A 23,695-nucleotide genomic window follows, 5' to 3' on the forward strand; every position below is an offset into this window, starting at 1 on the left:
GATAACTTGTAGAGTGCTGGTTGACTGCAAACTTTCAAGCTGCCCTCTATGACATAGCAAACCGCCCTGTTTAGCAACATTGCGAATGAAGTGACCCCTTAAAGTTAGACAGGTATATAATTAAGCGACTTGTTGGGCCTGAGTTCGGTACTGTACCGGACTCAGGCCTTTTAGTTTTGCCTTAATTCGCTTGTTGTTGTAATAATCGATGTATTTTGATAGCTCTTGTTTGAAATGTGTGATACTTTCGAATTCCTTTAAATATAGAAATTCAGATTTCATGATACCAAAGAAGTTCTCAATGATGGCGTTGTCGTAGCAATTACCTTTACGGGACATACTTTGCTTGATATCTCTTTCTTCAAGGGCATGACGATACTGCTTCATCTGATAGTGCCAGCCTTGGTCAGAATGAATAAGGAGGTTATCTTCATCGGTTAATCGTCGGAATGCCTGATCTAACATCGTTGAAACAAGCGAGTAGACCGGCCTTGAACCGATTGTATACGTAATAATCTCACCATTATATAGATCTAGAATTGGAGATAAGTACAGCTTTTCTCCAAATAATTTAAACTCTGTAATATCCGTAACCCACTTCTCATTTGGATTCTCAGCGTGGAAGTTACGTTCTAATATGTTCGGTGCGAGTTTGCCAATCGTCCCTTTATAGGAACGATATTTCTTCATACGTACCACACACTTTAAACCCAATACCTTCATCAAGCGTTGTACCTTTTTATGATTCACATGGTGTCCTCGATTCTCTAACTCGTCACGAATACGACGATAACCATAACGCCCCTCATGCTCCTCGTAAATCGCTTGAATAACGTCTTTTAGCTCCTTATCTCTATCGGGCATACCAAACGTTTTTACCACGAAATAATACGTACTACGAGGGATATCTGCTAGCTGCAGGAGTGCTTTCACCGAAAATTCGTTCCTTAGTTCATAGACTACTCGTGCTTTGTCTTGTTTGGTGATTTTTCCTTGTTTTGAACTAAGGCATTCAACTTTTTTAAATATGCATTTTCCATTCTCAAACGCTCTACCTCTGCTTGTAATGCCTCAACAGACCCTTCTTTTAACGTTTGAATCTTTCGTTTATTAGGTTCTTTTTTCATGGATGGACGCCCCTTCTTCTTTGGTTGTAGGGCGTCCATTCCATGTAACTCTAAGCTTCTATGCCAGCTTAAAATGGTACTATGACTCGCAATATTAAATATCGCAGCCGTTTCTCTAACAGACGTCCCGAATTCGTTCATATAATTAAGTACGTCTAGTTTAATCTGTGCAGGATATGATGTATAGCCCTTTTTAAAAGCTTCTTCACCATGATGCTCATATTGACTAATCCAGTTTGAAAAGACAGAATGGTGAATCCCGATTGATTTTGCAATGGTTTTCAAGCTCTCGGATCCCTTTTTATAACGCATAATAGCTTGGATTTTTTCGTCTGTACTGTACCTGGTCATAAAAAAACTGCACCTCCAAATGTTAGTTGTGTCTAACAATTGGGGTGCAGTTCATCAGCAACATTGCGAACAGGGCGGTTTTTTATGTTGGAGCCTAGGACGCTCGTCTAACTCGCTGCTCTTTTATCATTTTCCGTTAGTGGAATTAAAATTGCCCAATTATTTAGTGTCTACTTGACAAGGGTCCCTTCAAATTTCCTAGACACTGGAAAACTCATTTAAGTAAAGGGGGTTGAATCACTGTTACATCCCTCACCAACAACGCCACCGATTCTACATGAACCGTATGCGGGAACATGTGCGGGTTGGTTAAAACCCTTGATTTATAAGGGTTTTAACCAACTCGTATTGTTCATTTTGTTTGAGTTTGATTGCTTGTTGACGACGTTCGTCAACAAGCCGTCAACAAGTTTGTAAGGTTTCATACACAACAAAAATACCTCCTCCGACTTGTTTATCCAAGTTGCGAAAAGGTGGTTTACCTGAGTCCTGTGTGTCTATTGGATACCACAAGACTCATGCTACTTAGCCTTGAATTCCGAGGACCGGAAATTAACCCATATATTGGTCATCCACCGCAGGATTTTAAGTCACATATTTCTCGGAGATAAGTTAGATCATAGTTACTCAATGCCCGACATTACGGGCTTTTTCTTTTATTAAGATCATGCACGAGAGAATCCCGCCAAAGACACCCAACAAGAATGCGCATATTAAGTCGTTTCACAGTTTGTTGGAAGCAGAGTGCCTACAGCGTTATGAGTTTGGCACCTACCAGGACGTATGCACGGGAGTCTCTTTGATTTAGCTCCAAAACAGTTCCGCCAAGCTGTCGCGATGCAACAAGTGAAGGCTAAGAAAATTGAGGAAAAAGCAGCGAAACTAAGACAGCAGCATGTTAAGTGAGTTAGACTCAAAAATTCGGGTGTTTAACCGGTGGAGCTCAACTAGAACACAAAATTTTTACATAATATTGTTTTAGATGGGCATAAGTCTTGTGTATGTTGGCAGCAAACCTAATGCTGTAGTTACACTATGTAACCACAATGTTTTATGAAATGCAACTCTTACCAATTACTATTACACCTGACAAATTTATAAATTACCTCTTCTTGATCTGCAACCTATTTACGGTGAAGAAGCAATGTTTATTTCCATACACTGTTCCCACGCACTTGTGAAAAGAGCCAAGGTTTAAACTCTCCTTAGCTCTTTTCTAATACTATTACCTAAAAGACTGATAAATTTACTCAGTTCTTTTTTGGATTCATCAGTTGTCCCCTGCAACTCATTCAATAACCCAAACAAGTTATCATATGAATTCGCAATTTCTGCTTTAACTTCGGTCAACTCTTGAGCCACTTGTGAAAGTGGAATAACCCCTTCTTTTTCAAACGTGTCGACATAACGTGGAATGTTCAAATTGTAATCATTTTCTTTGATTTCATCCAAAGATGCCACATGAGCATATTTCTCAACATCTTCACGGTTACTGTAAGTTTCAATAATATTATTGATGTTTTCAGGAGAGAGTTTATTTTGGTTCTTACCCTTTTCAAACTCATTTGAAGCATCGATAAACAAAATATCTTTATTCTTGCGAGCTTCACGCCCTTTGAACACTAGCACACATGTTGTTATGCTTGCCCCATAGAACAAGTTAGCTGGCAATCCAATAACCGTATCTAATAAATTATTATCGATAATATTCTTGCGAATTTTACCTTCAGATCCACCACGGAAGAGTACACCATGCGGCAACACGATAGCCATTGTTCCTGCTTTGTCTAAATGATAAAGTCCATGAAGAACAAAAGCATAATCAGCCTTAGATGCTGGTGCTACACCATAACCCTTGAAGCGTGTATCTTTTTCTCGGTCAACGTCTTTTATATCCCAATTTTGAGAATATGGGGGGTTAGCTACGACTGCGTCGAACTTCAAAGGAATTTGTGTGCCATCTTTTTCAGCAAATGGCCAGTCAGCATCAAGTGTGTCTGCACGATTCAACTCCATGTTGCGATAGTTAACACCATGCATCATCAAGTTCATGCGAGCTAAGTTATAAGTCGTAGTATTCAACTCTTGGCCGTAAAAATCAACGCTTCCTTCTTCATCACCATTTGGCAATTCTTTTTGAACTGTCAAAAGAAGTGAACCTGATCCCATTGTAGGATCATATACGCGGAATTGATCTCCAGTACTATCTGCATTAATAGTGACAATTTTTGCTAGGATTTGACTAACTTCATGAGGTGTATAGAATTCTCCACCTTTTTTCCCAGCATTGGCAGCAAACTGTCCAATCAAATACTCGTACACGTCACCCAAAATGTCACGTCCTGAATCATCTTTGAAAGTGAACTCGTTAATCATCAAAACGATATCATTCAAAGCCTTCGCACGTTCATTTGTACTTGAGCCAAGACGTGTGTCGCCGAGGTTAACATCTGAGAATACGTTAGCAAAGTCCTCTTCTGCGACTGCGTTACGTTTAGCATTTGTATTGAATGAATCAAACATGTCTTGGAAGTCACTAGCTTTGATTTTATGATTTTCAATTTTAGATACGATTTTGTCCCAAGTGTAGGATGGGTCAATCGCATATCCGAGACCTTTACTGATTTCTTCAAGGTAATCTTCTTTTTCTGTGTCATCTTTCACTTCGTAGAAATCTTCCAACTCATTGACAATTAAGTATTCATCTTGATTTTCTGATAAGTACCGATAGAACATAAATGGCAAAATATAGTTTTTGTATTCGCTCGCATCCATTGTCCCACGCAATTTGTTAGCCATTTCCCATAGCTTTGATGTAATATCTGTTGCATTACTCATTTGTGGAATCTCCTTTGTTTATAAACATTTGTTGAAGCAGTGATTTCTTCAAATTTTTGAGCGAATTTAACTCATGCTGATGAAGGGTAATAAGGTTGTCCAAGTGCTTAAATAGACCACCAATTTTGAGTTGCTCCTCAATAGTCGGCACAAAGATTGATTGTCTAAGAAAATGTTTCTCGTCGAGCTTATTTGATGAATTTCCAGATGAAGTAATTGACTTGCTAAAAATCGGGCTCATGATACGTTCAATTTGGATTGCGTGTTTCCAATAGTTGTTGTCGTATTCTCTTTTATGACGATAAATTGGAAACAACTCTGAAACTACCCCTTCGCCAATGTCATTGGCTACAAATCTACCAAACTTAAACTCAGCATTAGGATGACCTTCAAATGCAATGTCACCCTGTCGCATAACGTATGTTCGAGTATCAATATTGTTAGACTGAACCTTTTCAGGGTCTTGGAAGTACATTTTTGCAACGGAAATCCAATGTTCTTTACCAAAGCTTCCATCGTTACGCTCATTGACTTTTTTGAACTCTTCCCCAAACTTACGCTGTTCCCAAGCATCAGTAAATCCAGCAAAGCGAATTTCAGGAACATCTGCTTCATCTTTCGGAAACATTTTTTGAAGTAGACTCTTTTTCGTCTCATTCATCAGTTCCAACTTACGCTGATGAAGGGTGATGAGGTAGTCGAGGTTAGAAAAAAATGCTCCGATTTTATTCTGTTCTTCAACTTGGGTAGAGACATAAGCAGTTAATTTGGCAAACTCTTTCATACCAATTCCCTTTGCAGTTCCACCTGAGGAATTTACGTTTAAACTTTCTTGAACAAGAGGGCTTCTCAATAGTTGAGCTAAGAAATTATTACTTGTTTTACTACTATCAGCCTTAAATGCAACTGCTCGTTGATTAAGTATATACCCCTCATCATCTGGTACTTGCGCAACGTTTCCAAGTGGAGCTTCAGTAGTAAAAAGTACATCACCCTTTTCTAATCTGTGTTCTCCCATCCATATCTCGAAAAGCTCTTGGTCACCATATTTCGCTTCAACAGACTTATCAATATAACCATCTTTAACATTTAATGCAGAAAGAACTAAATACCCTTCGTTGCCCCATTCCATCCCAAATTTAGTAGGGCTTTTTCCACGATAATCTAGCACTTCTTCTACATTATCAACAAGCCTACGCTGTTCCCAAGCATCCATAAATCCTGCGAATCTGATTGGAGGTGATGTTGTTATTTTATCACTCATTTCTAATCTCCTTTTATTTTAAATATTGAATTGCTAGAGCAATTAACGACAAGCAGCGGTTAAAAAAGTAATCATAGTGGCGATTATCTGTAATATCAATTTTATTTGTCTCATGATGACGGATTCTAAATCTATTACCAATGTCCGTTAGTGCCCTAAATTCATCATCAAAAATTGTGATAAATTCTGACTTCCCGTTACTCATATCATTTACCACTTTGTTTGCAGAGCCACGTTTGTCAAAATTAGTATAATAAGTTTTCAGGCGCTCAAGGGCGTCCCATATTTTTTCAACTGAATCTTGGCGAGCTGCTGGATTTGGTGTTTTGTATAGTGCAATTGCATCTTTTAGCAGTTCTCTTGTCCCATATTCAGCAATTTGCTGTACCTGTGTCTCTATTGCAGGTGAAAGAGGGTTGTTTTCTACTATACGCTCAATAAGTTTTCCGTGGGTTAATGTAAACAACAACCCCGACTCTTGAAATATTTCGTTTATTTCATTTCGATAATCATCAAAAACTTTTGTTGTATCCAAACAACGTATATCCCAATAATTTTTGTAACGATCATTATTCCATCCTTCAGAAATATCCTTTATATTTTCAGCAACATATTCTATAAGGTCAATCAATGAATATTGGTCATAATCATCATCATATTGTGGAGCAGCTATATGACCATAATCATCCCTGAGAATATTAGGAATTTTTATTGCCATTCTATTTTCAAATTGACTACGGTCAAATTCAATATAATACTGATCCACAAAAGAACAATGCTGCTGAAGTTTGAAGATATGTGTTAGGTTCTTATAATATTTTTGACATGTATTTAATAGCAAAGTATAAACTTCTTTTGAAATTTTACTCGTACTTACAATTGGTTTTCTTAATCCATGGCGTTCTGTGTATAAATTCATTCTGTTCTCCTTTTTGTAGTCTGCTTAATTTTTTCACTTGACTATTCTCCCTTCTTAATTTCGTCAGCCATTTCGTAAAATGCTTTACGGAATTCAATGCGATATCGTACCCAAGTTAATTCTGCAATCTTTTCAGCTGCAATTTCTTTATAATCAGCTCTTGCGTCATTCATGATTGCTGTTAATTCACCTTGTTTATCCATATCCTCTTGACCTAGACGGTGTTTTTTAATCAAGCTTTCAAGTTCCTTAGGTTTTGTACTGTTATCAAGTCCCCAAGTACGAATGAAGTTTGTTAGAAGTTGAATATTCGTATCCTTTTGTACTTTATCCATAGCTTGGTTCATTTTTTCAACACTTCGAGGCGCTGGATAATGATCAAACTCAAACTCTTTTGAGAAAATCTTAGATACAAATGTACGCATCTTAGTTTTTTCTTTTTCATTGTCAGACTTAGCAATTTCAAGATGGATTTCATCACGTGTGCCTTCTGCTTTCGGCATATCGTTCGCGTGAACTTCGTCCGCCATTCGAGCGATCAAATCAATCAAATAATCATAGTTGATGGTAACATCGTGAATATGAACCATAGAGAGATTGACTTGCGAAATATCAATGTTTTCTCGTTTAGCACGTCGTTCCTTCAACTCACCTGCGATTACAGTTGTTAATATTACTTCCTGTTCTTCTGTAATGCCTAAACGTTCATAGAACTCTTCTAGATTATCATAGGCAGAAATAGGATTTTTGTCATCATCTTCGGTATATTGTTTCAACTGACTAAGCAAGCGATTATACTCTTTCAAATTTTCAAAGACTTCATTCTGCGCTTTTTCACTTGGTGGTAATTGTACAAAATCATCTGTGAGCGTTGAAAGCTTCTTGATGACTTCTTGCATCTCAGCTTGAACCTTGCTAAATGGTTTAGAAATGATACCAGACTCTTCGTTACCTTCTTTCAAATCTTCAAGAGAAAGCTGTTCATCAGCAGATGCACGATTTGAATAGATAGCAAAAGCCTTATTCATTTCATACTCGTTTTGCTCTGGCCAACGATAGTTAACAACATTCCCCCAAGGCTTATCGACAAGGTTATGCATTCGGTTTGTACGTGAGTATGCCTGAATCAAGTTCCCTCCCTTAAGCGTTCGGTCAATATATAGCGTATTCATCCCCGGAGCATCAAAACCGGTCAATAATTGGTCAACGACGATGACCAAATCTAAATACTTACCGTCATCAGCTGTCTTGTTAAGACGCCTTGCTAAGTCTTCTGTGTAGGCCTTAACTGTCGTCATATCAAAAGCTGTGCCGAACATTTCGTTATAGGCTTTGATGGCTCTGTGCAGGTTTTCATTCGATTTAAGTTGATGAATACTATTGGATGTATCTGCCGAGAAACTCACCGCAACTTTTAATCGTTCATCTGGTGGACGATTCGCATTTTTTTCAGCAAACTTATCGAAGTACTCCATCGCTCTTGGTGTACTTGCTTTGTTACCTCCAACGTGGACTGTAAACAAGGCATTATACTTGCGATCATTTGAACGTTTCTTCCAGTTATCGAATATTTCCTTGACTACCAAATTTACATGTTCAGGACTATAGTCGTAAACACTCCCACGAACATTATCGTCGATATCATCTTCGGTTGGATTTTCGGGAGCCTCAATCGTTTCCTTGAATTCAACGTTAAACCCTAAGACGTTTTTATCCGCAATTGCTTCTTTGATGGTATAAGCATGTAGAATATCACCAAAGATTACTCGAGTTTCTGGAAATTTTGGCGTACCAGTATAGCCAACCCAAGCAGAATTTGGAATAGCTTTTCGGATCGTTTCAAGCATACCTTCATTTTCAGTACCGTCACCAGTTGAACGGTGAGCCTCATCAACGATAAAAAGAATACTTTCATTAAGTAGCTTGAAGCTATCTCGCTCTACATAACGTGACATCTTTTGAATACTTGTCACAATGATGTTCTTATCGCTCTTCTTCGTTAATTTGCGATGAAGGTCTGAGATATTGGCTGTGTCACCTACCACACCAGTTTTCCCTTCAAAACCTGCAACAGGATCATAGGCTTTATAAGCATCTGCAGTTTGGTTGGTAAGAGCAATTCGGTCAACCAAAAAGACAACTTTATCTACATTAGATAGACGACTTGCAAGCCACGCTGTCTTAAAACTTGTGATTGTCTTACCTGAGCCTGTAGTATGCCAAATGTATCCTAGTTTACCATCATCGTATTTGAAGTCGAATTTTCTAACTTTATCAAGCACACGCTTTGTGGCATAGACTTGATATGGACGCATGACTTTAATACTTTCTTTGTTTTTAGTACCGTCTAGTACCATGTAGCGTGTGGCCAAATCATGAGCCATTGGTATTGATAATGCTTTATCCGCAAACGTCTTCCACGAACGAATAGGGCGAGCATTATCTTCGTCTTGCCAGTTAAAAGCAAAAGCTCGGTTAAAGCTTTTGAGTGGCGTATTTGCCATATAACGAATATCAAACTGCGTCATTGCGATTAGAATCTGCAAAGTTGAAAAGATACCACTGTATTGTTTTTCAGCAATATACTGTTCCATCTGGTTCAAGGATTCTGTAGTGCTGTGAAGTGCCTTCTTTAATTCGATTTGAATAATTGGCAAACCATTAATGAGCAACGTTACATCAAATCGACGGTCAGGCTTTCCATCTATAACTTTTGGCCGTTTAATTTGATTTACCACTTGATAAACAGTGTTCCCGCCACCTACTTGGGCTTGGTCGAATACTGTTAAAAACACATGCTTACCATTATCAAGGTCAACTTCAATTTCAGAAACACCGTTAACACCATACAAAAATTGTCCAGCCTGGTAAGGTGATTCAATACCAGTGATGATTTTCTTTACCTGGTTAAATTCAGTGACAGACAATGGTTCATCTAAACGGGCACGATTGTTTTGTTCTAGGATCATTTTAAAGTTATCCCAGAGTTGTTCGGTTGTTCTTATGTCTTTTTTGTATTCCCATTGTTTCACTCCACCGATTTTGGTCAAATAATCGATGACTTCATTTTCAAATGCTAATTCCGATTGGCTTTTCATTTGATTATTTCCCCTCTAAGGTTTCTTCTATGATTGAGCTCGTAAACTGACCAATCAATTCTGCGTATTTGTTTAGCTTACTTTGTAGCTTCAATGTTTCTACGTAAATAGCACCTATTTTGTGCTGCTCCTCAAGAGGAACGACGGGAATAATAATCTCCTCTAGAGAACGAAGTGGAATTCTTAGGACAGGGCCACTCCCCTGCAACTCCCTTTCTTTTTGTCGCCTGACATCTTTATAAGCATTAAATAAGAAAAGAAAATATCTCTTATCAAGTTGTTCTTTAACAAACTCTATTTTTATGAAGTTGAGAGACAACACTTTACCAACATTATTTTTACCGACAATTGTTGCAAGCTGTAACGAGTTACTGATAACAACATCACCTTCACATAATGATGAGTTATTTTGAGATGCACTTTCTTCCTCATTATCAAAATATAAATCCTCATGATTATAATCAGCTTCAAAAGAAGGCTGGTCATAATAATTTATTGTTTGATATTCAAACTGTTTTTTCGCCCTTGTTGGATTTATACCTGGAACGAATGTTACGAACTCTTTTAATTCTCTTTTCTCCAACTAACTCACCCCCAAAATTCGGATGTCATTTTTTGAAATATCTTTATATTACATATTAAATCACCTCAATTACATTTTGTCAAACGATATTATGTAATATTTTAATATTTCATAATATCGTTTGACAGTACTTACAGTAACTACTCTACAAGCCATGTTTTTATTTCACTCTTCCGAAAAAGGGTTCTCCTCCTACCAAATTGCTAAACAATCTAGGTAAAACTCAACTCCCTTTTAATGTAATTCTGCTCCACAGACGGCTTCAATTTCAGAGAATCGCGCCCATCACTCTCAAATCCATCAGTCTCTAAAAAAGAAAAACCCTTGAAAACACCACATTTGGCGATTTCAAGGGTTCTAATTCTTATGTTAACTCTAGCAATCTAGTATGCTGTATAACCTCCCGCGCTAAAATCTACTTCATGTTGGAGATGCGGCAAAAGTCATAATTGTTTAGGGCTTTCTTGTCACTTGTAAAAGAAATATAAGGCACTTCCATAACACGACTCATCTATTGAAGTTAAGACGTAAGATTTCATCCATAAGTCGCCTATACTTTACCAAATGGTTTACTCTTCTTCGTAGTAGCTCTTCGCTAATACAAAATAGAGGGATTAACAATAATTAGGATAATAGTGCGATTTAACATGGAGCTTTTGCAGACATGAGGACCCATGAAAGCTATGATAGGTAACTATCTAGCTTATTATGCCCGCTTCTCCATATATCTGCTTTCTCACTAACAACTGACATCTAATTCGCTCTGTACGCCGCTTCATCCTGCAACTTGGACATGTTTCTACGGCAATAATAAAGGGATTTTAGAGCTACCGGATTCTAACCCGTAAACCTCAAAACCCCTCACCTATAAGACTTTTAAGCCCTTACTCTTTTACCCTAGATATCCATGCTAAACTCTCACATGTATGGCTTGCTTGTCTTACTACTTTCTTAAGCGAATCTGTCACTTCTCTTTTCGTACCATCAATATTGCCGACTCCACACGATTGGTCCCTAGTAATTTTCATACTTTTGAATTATTCTGTCACAACTCTTTTTATATCATTCAAATTGCTATCTTCAGAATACTTTCTGGTTTAATTTTAAGTCCACCGATGCTATTCGTAACTCTACTTTTTGCTGACCATTATGTCTGATACACATTACTGTGAAAGATGTAATTGTTATTTTTCATCATTGAAAAATAACATCTATCTTATTTAGATTTTCCTCATCTAAAAAAGAGATATCACATTCAAAATTAACCTGAATCCACCAGCTTGAGCTTTTTAATGCGTTTATATAAGTTACAATTACTTTTGGTTTGAGTTGATTCTTCATTAGAATTCCTAGACTTGTAGTATAAAATCTTGGAACATATCCTAACTGAAGACCACGTTCTGTATATATTCCAATTGCATCTTTATCGACGGGATTTTGTGGCTCTGGTCTCAATAATAAATCCTCACCTATAATTATGGTATTCACCCAATTATCTGGTAATTCCAAGTAATACATCCCACTAATAAAAAATGATGTTGTTAGCACTCCATTTTTTATTAACAATGGTTTTTCAAATGAATATTCATCACTAGCTAACTTACCCCGTGTTCTTTCAAGCAAATCCATTTCAGTATAACTTTTCGATAACTTTAAGTCAGCCAATATTTCTTTAAAATCAACTCTTTTTTCCGAAGGTAATCTACGTTTAAAGGCACCAAATAAACTAGGAGATGTATATTCTTTCTTTAAAATTGGAAACATAGGATGAAGTAAATACCCATTTTTTAAAGCACAGTTTATTTTATATTGATGCTTACTTTCGTATGTGTATTGAAAATGATATTGATTTTCATAATAAGATAAAGTGCCTACATGATAAAATAGCCGTGTATTTACATTTTGCCATACTAACCAAAGTGTTTTTTTCACGTCTCCACCTCCTCTTCATATAATTTTAATATATAATTTCTTCTATGTATAATGATTAACTTTAACCATTCTTTTTGAACTTCAGTTAAAATAGATTGATTATTAATTAAATGATAATATTTCTCAAAATCAAACTGTTGTAGTTTGACTATCACTGTATCACTTTGATTCCTATATCTTTTCTTCATCACTTTAATTAAATCATTTAATTTAACTTGTTTCTTCTCGAACAAACCAGCTTTCACTTTGGTCTTTTTAATATATTTCTCTAACTGAGTAATATTCGATAAATAATCAACAAGTTTATCGTCATCAAACCTAAATCCTAATGAGGCACCATTATCATATATAGGTGAAAACTTTCGATCACCGTTTTCATAATAGACCATCATCCAATTATAAGGATGTCTATCTTGGTTTCCAATAAGAATATCAAAGTAAATCATCGTTATGAATTCCTGACTTATTTCATTCCAAAAATCAAGTTTCTCAATCATATTAAATCCAAGATTGATTAGTTCTTCTCCTTTACTCTCTGAAGAATTTATAACATCGTAATCTGGATATTCAGATAATATTGTTCCACCTTCTAAAAACTGTCCCTTGTACGGAACAAAGTTTTTAAATAAAGCTCCTCTTCTTCCGTTGCGAAGAACAATTTCTACTTCCATCATTTTCATCTTCATTACTCTTCCTACGAATGAAGCAATATATTCTGTTATATCTTCCCAAGAAATTCCTAATTCAAAATTTCTTGGGAATTTTATTATATATCTACGATGCCCTATAGGTTCATCAGGAAATCTTTCGGGGGATAATAATTCATTTTTTTCTAATGTGCTATCTACTCCGTAACCATAAAAATTCCAATCACTTACATCCTTCAAGCTATCACTCCCTCAGAACCTACTTGATACCTACATTTTCACTATAATAAAGCTAAAATTATTTATATCTCATTTAGTTATGATAAGGTTCACCCTAATTATAACTAAAAGCCAGTATTCTGTCCTACTTACAAGAATACTGACTTTTATTATTATTTATTTAGTTTAGGTATTCCCAATCATTTGTCAACACGGCGTATTGACACTACCGACTCCACATGCACCGTATGCGGGAACATGTCCACCGGAGTTACCTCCACTGTCTTGTACCCTCCATCTTCGAGCACCCGCAAGTCTCTTGCCAGTGTCGATGGATTACACGACACATATACCACACGCTCTGGCTTCATCGCCAGGATCGTCTCCAAAAGTCGCGGATCGCAGCCCTTACGCGGAGGATCGACCACGATAACATCCGCCGTAATCCCTTGCTCTTTCCAGTTAGGGATTACATCCTCAGAGGCACCAACCTCGAACACTACATTCTTCATCTCATTTAACTTCGCATTCGCCCGGGCATCCTCAATAGCTTCCGGTACAATCTCGACACCGTATACCTTAGCCGCATGCTGTGCCAGGAAGAGGGAGATCGTACCGATGCCGCAATAGGCATCGATAACCGTTTCGTTGCCAGTTAGTCCGGCATATTCAACGGTTTTACCGTACAGCACTTCGGTCTGTGCCGGGTTCACTTGATAGAACGAACGCGCTGAGATAGCGAACTGTACATCGCCGATGTAGTCATAGATGACGTCTCTGCCCCACAGGACGCGGGTTTCGCCACCGAAGATGACATTCGTACGCTGAGTGTTGACGTTCTGGCAGATGCTGACTACATCCCGCAGCTGTTCGCGGATGCTGCCGAGCCAGGCGTCCAGGTGTGGGATGTCGCGGCCGTTGGTTACGAGGACAACCATCATTTCACCAGTGCGGAAAGCTTTCTTCACGACGACATGACGCAGCAGGCCACGGCCGGTTTCTTCACTATAAGCAGAGATGCCAAGTTCTCTGCCAATGTCTTTCACCTTGCGCACAACGTCATCATTATCTTCGTGCTGGATTAAGCACGTCTCCATATCGATGATACGGTGACTTCCCCGTGCGTAAAAACCGCCTACAAGGCCACCTTCGGTTACGCCAATTGGCACCTGTGCCTTATTGCGGTAACGCCAAGGTTCGTCCATGCCGAGTGTAGGGCGAACAAGAATGCCATCTGTCTGAGCTACTCCAGCGCCATCAGTCGCACCATCCACGATGCCACCATCGTTGGCACTGTCCGTCTGACTTCCACCAGCATTACTCTCTTTGCTCTTTCCGCTGTTCCCGCCACCATCCACCCGGAGCTTCCCAATCCGCTCCAGGTTGTCCACCACCAGCTGCCGTTTCCACGCCAGCTGAGCAGTGTAGTCCATATGCTGCAGTTGGCAGCCGCCGCATTGGTCATAGATCTCGCAAGGCGCCGCGATGCGGGCGCTGCTCGCTTCTACTATATTCAGCAGTTTGGCGTAGCCATACTGCTTTTTGGTCTTGAGCACCCTTGCCCGGACTTTCTCTCCGGGAAGGGCTCCCTGCACAAAAAGGGTAAAGCCTTCTACGCGGCCTACCCCTTCACCTTCATGGGTCATGCCGATAATATCGAGCATAACCTCATCATTTTTATTCACAGGCAGTCCGGCGACAGGCGCCTTGCCGGCTGGGCGGCTGGTGCTGCGTCCACTGCGGTGTTTACTCATTATTTATAGTTCACTTCTTTCATTATCATCGCTGTATAATCCCACACTCTTGCTTTCAATCAACCTAATTATTCTGAGCAAAAATCCGCAGATGCTGCGGCAAAATCCGAAAACGACCCGGCAGCTCTCCGCCAAGTTCTCCATCCAAGTTCAATTGGACATGCCCTGGAGAGATTACATCCATTGCATCCGTACGGAAATACACAACCTTTTTATCCTGCAAATGCTCGCCACGAAGGGCCAATCTAACCAAACGGACAAACTCTGCCAGGTTGCATTTTTTAACCGCAATAACATCTAACAGACCGTCATCGATTCGAGCGCCGGGGGCAAGTTTTTCAAAGCCGCCGACAGAATTCGTATTTGCAATCAGGAACAGCATGAACTCATCATGAATAACCTCCTGCCCATTGGCACGAATGATTAGTTCCTGAGGAGATAGGCTGACCATTTTTTCAATACCTTTTAAATAGTACGCAAGCTGCCCTATCATGGTCTTCAGCTTACTTGGAACTTCATAGGTCAGTTCGGTTAGACTGCCACCGCCTGCTATATTAATGAAATAACGATCATTGGCTTTACCGATATCAATCGGACGCGACTCTTGACGAAGGATTAAATCAACGGAATCTTCCCAATTCTTCGGGATCCCCATCGCACGTGCAAAATCATTGGTAGTCCCAAGTGGCAATACGCCAAGCGGGGGGAGATTAGGTTTCTCCGCCATACCATTGATAACCTCATTTAAAGTGCCATCCCCACCGGCTGCTATGATTAGATCATAACCGCGCTCTACTGCATCCGCAGCAGCTAACATAGCATCGCCTTCTCCGGTCGTTGCATGGCAGGAGGCTTCAATGCCACCCGTATCCAGCCGGTCCAAAATGTCGGCGAGCCGCTTCTTCATTTCTTCCCGTCCAGAAGTGGGATTATAAATCAATCTCGCAGTTTTCATTACCGGAACGCCACCTGTTTTTTATAATAGAATAACCTAATTGATTATACCTAATTCGGACCACTACAATCAATGTCAGAGGACATTTATCGTAAATATTCCATTATACAACAATTCACGACACCTTATTAGGCAAAAACAACTATATATATGTCTATGCAGAAAATCCCGTATTATCCACGGAAATGGGCACTATTTTTCATGATTAAGTGGGCTAAAAAGGAAGCTTTTTAACTCTTTTTTCGAATCTGTTCGAGGAGTGTCTCTACCTGTCTCTCAATCCAATGCGGAAGAAGCGGGTGCGGCAAAAGCGTCTGGCCAGAATACTTATAGGTTAACCCTTTAAGTCTGTTCGGAACCACATGTTTAGTGAAATAACCTTCACTCAAAAAAAGCGGCGCCACCAAAACCTCGTGACCCTGCTCCTGCCAATACTCCACTTTGCTTCTTACACTGTCCGGATTCAGCAGACCGTAATCGGCAGCTGCTACGCCGCTCACCTCACGTACACGTCCTGCCAGTGAAGAGATGCCCTGCTGCCAACGCTGGCGGAAGCCATCATAAATGCTGCCGTGACCTACCAACAGAATCGTCTCACGTTCAGGTTCCGTAGACAGCTTACGGAGCTTGTCCCAGATCATCACAGCGATGTCCGGGTCATCGTCGACAGGATAACCATAGTGAACCTTAGCCTTCACGTGGAACGGCTCTAAATCGGTCTCACGTTCAGGTGCAGGTTTAGCCCCTAGTGCATATTCTATTTCATCGACATGTGTGCTTCCCGAGGAAACGAACAATGGGATCACAATTATATCTGTGACCCCTGCATGTTCCAGTTCATTTATTCCATCTTGAATCAGACGGCCCTCTACCAGCTCTAAAAAAGAGACCACCACTGGCATCTCTTCATCTAGCGATAATTCGCTTACGGCCTCTTCCACGATCGACACCCAAACCTCGTCGCGGGAGCCGTGACTGATAATAAGTACGCCCGGTACCATAAATTAGCGTCCCAAACGTTCCAGCGTTAATTTATAACCATCATTTCCGTAGTTCAGGCAACGTTTTACACGGGAAATAGTAGCTGTACTTGCTCCTGTCTCTGCTTCGATCTGATTGTAGGTCGAACCTTTGCCAAGCATACGCGCTACTTCCAGTCGTTGCGACAGCGATTGAATCTCGTTCACGGTGCACAAATCATCAAAGAAAACATAACATTCTTCCATATTCTTTAATGTTAAAATGGCTTCAAATAATTGGTCTATACTTTTATCATTTAACTTCTTAAGTTGCATCAATTTTTCATCCCCTAAAAGTTCTATCAGCATTAGTTTCTCTGATTAAGCTCCGTACAAAACTAGCTCCGGAAACATCAACCTAATGTCACTATCCTGCCTTTACTATATTGCACTGGAGCGCATTTTTCAAGCATTAACGATTTCACGCTGTAAAGAACGAAAATGATGGACAAACGTCCACCCCACGCGCACACCATTTATGTACCCCAATACAAGTATTTTTCTCTACATAAGAATTATCGCCTACACTATAGTACTACAAAAGCGCCGAAAATCAAGCTCGTACACGGTTTCTTCACTACTTTAACCTGTTTATAGGCATACGCCCTTTTCCGCTCCTATCCCTATTACCCGGGCATTCGTCTATACCGTATGTTCGCCCATGACATACAGTATAGCAGACCACTAACAAAGGAATGTGATATTATGCCTGATCATTACTATAATCATTCCCGCCGGAATCAGCGTTCACTGAGCGATTCGTATAATGCCTCTGCCTACCCCGGCCTCAGTTCATATGCGCCCTCAGCTCTCCCAGGTGAGACCGGAATCCTTCCTGCTTTAGGAGCAGAAGCTGCCACCGAAACTGCACTAGCGCTCCCTGCAGCTGAAGCTGCAACAAAGGCAAGCGGCGGGCTTGCCGGACTGCTCAGCGGCTTAGGCGGCGGTGGCGGAATTGGTGGGAATATGGAGCAAATCAAAGGTATCATCGATCGTATGGGCGGCATTGACGGGATCGTAAACTCTATGGGTAAAGTACAAAAGGTGATGTCCGGCTTCCAGCAGATGGCTCCAATGGTTAAGCTGTTCATGGGTAGCTTCGGTAAAAACAAAGGCGCAGCAGGCGCACTAGCCGCCGAAGAGGATGCTGCCCTGTACAGTCCTAATCGCCGCAAAAAAAAGCGCTCCACCTCACCCCGTCGCAAATCTACTACAACTACTCGCCGACGCTCTACTTCTTCCACCGGAAAACGTCGCCGCAAATAGCGGTGACGTTTTCTAGCTATGTATCAGAAAAACAGCAATTCTCGCAGGAAAGAGATTTGCTGTTAGCGCTTCTGCTCTATTTTTACTTAAACCAGCCACTCCGTCGAAACCATCGGAACATCCCAAAACCAACCACCAGCATAAACAACAACACGGCAAAATAACCATACTTCCACTCTAGTTCAGGCATCTTCACAAAGTTCATTCCGTAGATCCCGGCGATAAGCGTCAGCGGCATGAATACCGTCGTGATTACCGTTAGTGTTTTCATAATCGAATTCATCCGGTTGGAATTGAGTGAAATGTAGCTGTCACGCAAATCCGCTGTCATTTCCCGATCAGCCTCAATCATATCGGAGAGCTTTAGCAGATGGTCATAAATATCGCCAAAATAAATCCGTTCCTCGCCATTGCTCTGGACATGCTGTGAATTCACGATCCGGTACATCAAATCGCGCATCGGCACAATCGTCCGCCGCATTTTGAGGAGTCTTCCGCGCACGCCAAACACCTGGCTCATCAATTCCTCCACCGACTCACTGCTGCCGCTGCTCTCCAGATCCGCAAGCTCGTCCTCTAAACTGTAGAGACATGGAAAATACTTGTCCACCAGCTTGTCCATCACCGTATATGCAGCTGCCATCGGCCCACCCGACCAGCCTTTTCGACTATGTATTTCGCTCTTCACCTGTTCCCACGCTTCATTCATCTCTGCTTTTTCCTGATGGTGATAGGAGACAAGAAAGTTCGAGCTTAAAAATAGGTCAACCTCCTCAGCATCCAACGTCCGCTCATTCAGCGCATGCAGCACAAAAAACTGCACATTCTCATAATGATCCAGCTTCGGCCGCTGCAACACATGCATACAGTCCTCTATCGCCAAGGGGTGAAAATGAAAATATTGATCCAGTAAAAGCGTCTCTTCTGGCGTAGGCGTAGCAAAATCTGCCCATATCCAAGCATAATCCTCCAGCCGGATATTTTGCAGAGGGATCTCTGTCAGCACCTCACCTTTATGTGTGACAACAAGTGTACGTATCATAAATGTTCCTCCGCTTCATCTTCTTCCACGCCTCTATTGTACAGCAAGAAGACAAGTCTTCCAAAAAGCAAAAAACATAACCAACAGCACCTCTTAAGCTAGACTAAGAAACATTTGGTGCTTCGTCGTTCGTTAATACTCGATTCATCTGTGCTTGGTTGGTTGCGCAGGGGCGAGCTATCTTTATTCTCGCTGTCGGTATCGGGTTTATGAGTGAGATGAATTCACAGCTGTGAATTACTATCGCTATTTTTACTAATTAGTTGGTGAAAAAGTGCTCCTTTGGGGATGGTAAACAACCCTTCGATCGTAAGCAAGCTGGACTTGAATTCGCAAAAGGTTGAGTCCATCGCCTAGCGTTCATTTAACGTAAGTAACATATGTTTTACTTTGGGCTGGTAGTGATTTGTGGGATTGGGATGCAATCCTTGCATCGTACATGTAAAGTTCCGGGCAGGATACTGTGAATATAGCGATGCTCATGGACGGCAGAAAAGCAGGGAGAAAGAGAATAGGGTTGGGTTGGGTTGGGTTGGGTTGGGTTGGGTTGGGTTGGGTTGGGTTGGGTTGGGTTAATTTGGCCAGGTTACGTTACGATGGATTGGGCTGAGTTAGTTTGTACTAGGTTACTTTGCGATGGACTGGATTAAGGTGCGCTGGGTTCCCTTGAAATGTGTTACGTGGGACTATGCTGAGTTAACTTTGGCTAGGTTACTTTGTGCAGGGTTGGACTTCGGTGCGCTGGATTCTGCTGAAATGAGGTAAGTTGGGCTGCGTTGAGTTAGTTGGATCTAGGTTACTTTACGATGGACTGGATTAAGGTGCACTGGGTTCCCTTGAAATGTGTTACGCGTGACTGGGCTGAGTTAATCTGGGCTAGGTTACTTTGCGATGGACTGGATTAAGGTGACTGGATTTCGTTGAAATATGGTAAGTTGGGTCTGCGTTGAGTTGATTTGTGTTAGGTTGCGTTACGATGGACTGGATTAAGGTGCGCTGGGTTCCCTTGAAATGTGTTACGTGGGACTATACTGAGTTAACTTTGGCTAGGTTACTTTGTGCAGGGCTGGACTTCGGTGCGCTGGATTCTGCTGAAATGAGGTAAGTTGGACTGGGCTGAGTTAGTTTGTGCAAGGTTACGTTACGATGGGCTGGATTAAGGTGCGTTGGGTTCCCTTGAAATGTGTTTAGTTAGGCTGGTCCACCTTCATACAAGTCAGGTGCCGTCATTCTAAGGCATTTATGCCTTTCTTTCTGCTTCTTCGACGAAGTGTCTCCAATTCTAGGGCAGTTATGCTCTTCTTTTTGTCACCACCCTCGAATTTCGTAAATTCAGCGGGATTTATACCGTACATTCCCCCTCCAACTCCAGACTTCGTCATCTCTACGGGATTTATACCGTACATTCCCCCTCCATCGCCAAACTCCATCATTTCTACGGGATTTATACCGTACATTCTCCCTCCAACGCCAAACTCCGCCATTTCTACGGGATTTATACCGTACATTCCCCCTCCATCGCCAAACTCCATCATTTCTACGGGATTTATACCGTACATTCCCCCTCCATCGCCAAACTCCATCATTTCTACGGGATTTATACCGTACATTCTCCCTCCAACGCCAAACTCCGCCATTTCTACGGGATTTATACCGTACATTCCCCCTCCATCGCCAAACTCCATCATTTCAGCGGGATTTATACCGTACATTCCCCCTCCATCGCCAAACTCCGCCATTTCTACGGGATTTATACCGTACATTCCCCCTCCAACGCCAGACTTCGTCATTTCTACGGGATTTATACCGTACATTCCCCCTCCATCGCCAAACTCCATCATTTCTACGGGATTTATACCTTACATTCTCCCTCCAACGCCAAACTTCGCCACTTCTACGGGATTTATACCGTACATTCCCCCTCCATCGCCAAACTCCATCATTTCTACGGGATTTATACCGTACATTCCCCCTCCAACGCCAAACTTCGTCACTTACGGGATTTATACCGTACATTCCCCCTCTATCGCCAAACTCCGCCATTTCTACGGGATTTATACCGTACATTCTCCCTCCGACGCCAAACTCCGTCATTTCTGCGGGATTTATACCGTACATTCTCCCTCCAACACCGATTTCCGCCATTTCTACGGGATTTATACCGTATATTCTTCACTCTCCTCATGTCCAAACAACAAAAAAAGATGTCTGCAGCCCAATGGCTAACTGACATCTTTATTAAAGGGTGTTTAAAAAATGATTTTGAAAATCAAACCTGCTAATACCGCACTGATTGGAATCGTGATGAACCAAGTGACCACAATACGTCCGGCTACTCCCCATTTCACTGCAGAGAAACGTTTGGCAGAGCCAACCCCAAGGATCGCTGATGTGATCGCATGTGTTGAGCTTACTGGCAAATGCAGCAGCGTTGCTGAGAAAATAACAGATGCCGCGGAAATATCAGCCGCGAAACCGTTAATAGGTTCGATTTTGAAAATCTTCGTACCCATAGTCTTAATAATCTTCCAACCGCCAATGGAGGTACCGAGCGCCATAGCCGTAGCTGCAGCTATCTTAACCCACAAAGGGATAACATCCATAGTTTCTTGACGTCCTGAGGTAACGAGTGCAAAAGTAATGATCCCCATCGCTTTTTGCGCATCATTCGTACCATGTGTGAACGACTGTAACGCTGCCGTAAGGACCTGCATAGAGCGGAAGCCCTTGTTGACCGTATGTGGACTACGCTTAGCAAAGATCCATTTCAGGATGGTCATGATAATATAACCAATAACAAACGCAATGATTGGGGAGAAAATCAGTCCTTCGACAATTTCCACAAACCCGCCCCAATTGATGTGTGCTGAGCCTGCCCCCACGTATACTGCACCCGCTAAAGCGCCGATCAGTGCATGAGACGATGAGGATGGAATTCCGAGCCACCAAGTAATCAAATTCCAAATAATCGAAGCAATCAGCGTCGCTATTATGATATCCAACCCATTTTCAAGCAAGGTCGGGTCGGTGATACTTCCGCCAATTTTTTTGGCCACACCTGTAAACATCAAGGCCCCAACAAAGTTCATCAGTGCTGCCATAATAATTGCTGTTCGCGGTTTTAAGGCACGTGTTGAGACAGAGGTAGCAATTGCGTTGGCCGTATCATGGAATCCATTGATAAAGTCAAACGCAAGCGCGAGAAATATAACAATTCCAAGAATCCATATAGATGTTTCCATATTCTAGTACCCCTTATGAGTTGCGCATGATGATCGATTCCAACATGTTGGCTACATCTTCACATTTGTCTGTAGTGGTCTCGAGCCGCTCATACAGTTCCTTGCGTTTAATCAGCTCAATCGGGTCTTTTACAGTTTCGAACAGGACCTTAGTACAAATACGCAGCACTTCGTCCCCTTGATTCTCAAGGTCATTCAGACGGATTGTATATTCACGGATCGCCAACAATTTCTTCTGGGAGAGCAAATGAACCGCTTTTTGGATTTCATAAGCACACTGGCGAAGAATTTCGGCGAATTGCACAATGTATTCATCCGGGTCAAGAAGGTTGTACATATAGAAACGTGAGGCGGATGCCTCCAGACCATCGATGACATCATCCATGCTTGTGATCAAGTCCATAATGTCGTCACGTTCAAGCGGCGTAATAAACGTCTTGTTCAATTCTTTGATGACGGTGTGCGTGTAAGTATCACATTGGGATTCGTACTTTTTCATCTCTGCAGCGAAATTATCGACATTATTCCGGAGATCAGTGATATTCTGAGCAAAGTAATCTGCAGCTTGGACAATAGTATCGGCCATATTTTCCAGCGTCTCAAAGAATATGTCCTTTTTTCTCAACTTCATTGTTTTAAACCCCTTTACATAAAATTACCGTGAATACAGAGCCACTCATATGTAAAAAGCATGAAAATGAATGACAACCCTTGTTATCTTATCATATCCGTACAAGGTATAGAAGCTATAGAAATGAACTTTTTTACACTCTATTAACACATACCCATTATTCCGAACACAAATCTGTATAACACTGGATATTCCGACTTTCTTATGTTGTACCATCCGCCCCGCCATATACCACATGACTGCTAAATGAAGGCGCATTAGGGACCACCAAAATATGGGTAATTCCTGGATACATCAGCTCTTCTTTTCCATCCCTCACAAAGCGGATCACATCCCCTGGTTCACGCGACCATCTGCCTTTGGTGACCTGTCCCCGCTGAAAAAGCAACGCTTCCCCGCCAAGCTCCACATCAATCTGAAGTCTTCCGACATCATCAAGCACTTTGTGATCGGCTCCTATAACCATCACATTGGCCGCTTCCACCGGATTATCGTTATTTAGATCCAAATGAGGTTTGTCATTCACATAACGCTGATAGGTCTGACGTTTAGGATCATATTTATAGTCAACTTTATAACTTTTGAGCAGATAGTTTATGCTAAATTCAGCGGCTTTCTCTCCGTCCGCCGGTATGTAATCTGGATTGTTAAAAAGATACCCGGGTACCTTCACACTTTGCGCAAACCCAAGCTTCTCGGCACCTTCCCGCAGTTTGGCTGCGTTGCTGTACAGGTTATGAGGTGCTTTTCGCGCTTTATCCCGCCAAAAATAAGCTCCGGCACGGCCGATCTCGTCCATATCTTCTTT

The 23,695-nt window shown here is 41.3% G+C and carries 18 protein-coding genes and 1 pseudogene; 1 reads left to right on the plus strand and 18 read right to left on the minus strand.

Annotation, left to right across the window (positions count from 1 at the left end):
• Positions 1–120: 120 nt before the first annotated feature.
• From MKY63_RS06970 to MKY63_RS07025, 12 genes are all read right to left on the minus strand, one after another.
• Positions 121–1,478, minus strand: a protein-coding gene (locus MKY63_RS06970) for an IS3 family transposase (protein ID WP_339812217.1) whose coding sequence is annotated in 2 segments (ribosomal slippage) — positions 121–1,025 and positions 1,025–1,478 — 1,359 coding nt in all. Because the reading frame shifts where the segments join, the coding sequence is not laid out codon by codon here.
• Positions 1,479–2,672: 1,194 nt separating this feature from the next.
• Positions 2,673–4,316, minus strand: a complete 1,644-nt coding sequence (locus MKY63_RS06975) for a type I restriction-modification system subunit M (RefSeq protein ID WP_339812220.1) — start codon at positions 4,314–4,316, stop codon at positions 2,673–2,675.
• Entirely contained in the window at positions 4,309–5,580 is a 1,272-nt protein-coding gene (locus MKY63_RS06980) for a restriction endonuclease subunit S (RefSeq protein ID WP_339812222.1), read from the minus strand. The genes MKY63_RS06975 and MKY63_RS06980 overlap by 8 nt, the downstream gene beginning before the upstream one ends.
• 13 nt (positions 5,581–5,593) lie before the next feature.
• The gene (locus MKY63_RS06985) at positions 5,594–6,499 is read right to left on the minus strand and encodes a hypothetical protein (RefSeq protein WP_339812224.1); all 906 of its coding nucleotides are present in this window, start codon (positions 6,497–6,499) and stop codon (positions 5,594–5,596) included.
• 41 nt (positions 6,500–6,540) lie between these two features.
• Positions 6,541–9,597 carry an HsdR family type I site-specific deoxyribonuclease gene (locus MKY63_RS06990; RefSeq protein WP_339812226.1) on the minus strand — a complete coding sequence of 1,019 codons (3,057 nt, stop codon included), beginning with the start codon at positions 9,595–9,597 and terminating at the stop codon, positions 6,541–6,543.
• A 4-nt stretch (positions 9,598–9,601) separates the two neighbouring features.
• On the minus strand, positions 9,602–10,180 hold the full coding sequence (locus MKY63_RS06995; RefSeq protein ID WP_339812229.1) for a restriction endonuclease subunit S: 579 nt from the start codon (positions 10,178–10,180) through the stop codon (positions 9,602–9,604).
• 1,194 nt (positions 10,181–11,374) lie between these two features.
• Entirely contained in the window at positions 11,375–12,112 is a 738-nt protein-coding gene (locus tag MKY63_RS07000; protein WP_339812231.1) for an HIRAN domain-containing protein, read from the minus strand.
• Positions 12,109–12,999, minus strand: a complete 891-nt coding sequence (locus tag MKY63_RS07005) for a HipA domain-containing protein (protein WP_339812233.1) — start codon at positions 12,997–12,999, stop codon at positions 12,109–12,111. The genes MKY63_RS07000 and MKY63_RS07005 overlap by 4 nt, the downstream gene beginning before the upstream one ends.
• A gap of 179 nt (positions 13,000–13,178) precedes the next feature.
• Positions 13,179–14,732, minus strand: coding sequence for a 23S rRNA (uracil(1939)-C(5))-methyltransferase RlmD (rlmD, locus tag MKY63_RS07010; RefSeq protein ID WP_339812236.1), 1,554 nt, complete (start codon positions 14,730–14,732; stop codon positions 13,179–13,181).
• A 64-nt stretch (positions 14,733–14,796) separates the two neighbouring features.
• Positions 14,797–15,687 (minus strand): diacylglycerol kinase, encoded by an 891-nt coding sequence (locus tag MKY63_RS07015; protein WP_036680719.1) that lies wholly within the window; start codon positions 15,685–15,687, stop codon positions 14,797–14,799.
• 230 nt (positions 15,688–15,917) lie between these two features.
• Complete coding sequence (locus tag MKY63_RS07020) at positions 15,918–16,688, minus strand: CbiX/SirB N-terminal domain-containing protein (protein ID WP_036680721.1); 771 nt, start codon at positions 16,686–16,688, stop codon at positions 15,918–15,920.
• A 3-nt stretch (positions 16,689–16,691) separates the two neighbouring features.
• Positions 16,692–16,982, minus strand: coding sequence for a YerC/YecD family TrpR-related protein (locus MKY63_RS07025; protein ID WP_019913624.1), 291 nt, complete (start codon positions 16,980–16,982; stop codon positions 16,692–16,694).
• A 429-nt stretch (positions 16,983–17,411) separates the two neighbouring features.
• Here MKY63_RS07025 and MKY63_RS07030 point away from each other — a divergent pair, with 429 nt between their 5' ends.
• Complete coding sequence (locus MKY63_RS07030) at positions 17,412–17,972, plus strand: hypothetical protein (protein ID WP_038568686.1); 561 nt, start codon at positions 17,412–17,414, stop codon at positions 17,970–17,972.
• 82 nt (positions 17,973–18,054) lie between these two features.
• Here MKY63_RS07030 and corA read toward each other — a convergent pair whose 3' ends face one another.
• The 6 genes and pseudogenes from corA to MKY63_RS07060 all read right to left on the minus strand — a co-directional run.
• Positions 18,055–19,014 carry a magnesium/cobalt transporter CorA gene (gene corA / locus MKY63_RS07035; protein WP_326048085.1) on the minus strand — a complete coding sequence of 320 codons (960 nt, stop codon included), beginning with the start codon at positions 19,012–19,014 and terminating at the stop codon, positions 18,055–18,057.
• A gap of 1,226 nt (positions 19,015–20,240) precedes the next feature.
• The gene (locus tag MKY63_RS07040) at positions 20,241–20,828 is read right to left on the minus strand and encodes a hypothetical protein (protein WP_339812242.1); all 588 of its coding nucleotides are present in this window, start codon (positions 20,826–20,828) and stop codon (positions 20,241–20,243) included.
• Between the two features lie 435 nt (positions 20,829–21,263).
• The gene (locus tag MKY63_RS07045; protein WP_036686873.1) at positions 21,264–22,256 is read right to left on the minus strand and encodes an inorganic phosphate transporter; all 993 of its coding nucleotides are present in this window, start codon (positions 22,254–22,256) and stop codon (positions 21,264–21,266) included.
• Positions 22,257–22,269: 13 nt separating this feature from the next.
• On the minus strand, positions 22,270–22,887 hold the full coding sequence (locus tag MKY63_RS07050; protein WP_036686871.1) for a DUF47 family protein: 618 nt from the start codon (positions 22,885–22,887) through the stop codon (positions 22,270–22,272).
• 202 nt (positions 22,888–23,089) lie between these two features.
• Positions 23,090–23,560: a DUF3048 C-terminal domain-containing protein gene (locus MKY63_RS07055; RefSeq protein WP_339813460.1), complete on the minus strand. Its 471-nt coding sequence runs from the start codon at positions 23,558–23,560 to the stop codon at positions 23,090–23,092.
• A 69-nt stretch (positions 23,561–23,629) separates the two neighbouring features.
• Positions 23,630–23,686, minus strand: a pseudogene (locus MKY63_RS07060) (hypothetical protein); the annotation flags it as partial.
• Positions 23,687–23,695: the final 9 nt, after the last annotated feature.

This window comes from Paenibacillus sp. FSL R7-0189, from assembly GCF_037969925.1.
GTDB lineage: Bacteria > Bacillota > Bacilli > Paenibacillales > Paenibacillaceae > Paenibacillus_AQ > Paenibacillus_AQ odorifer.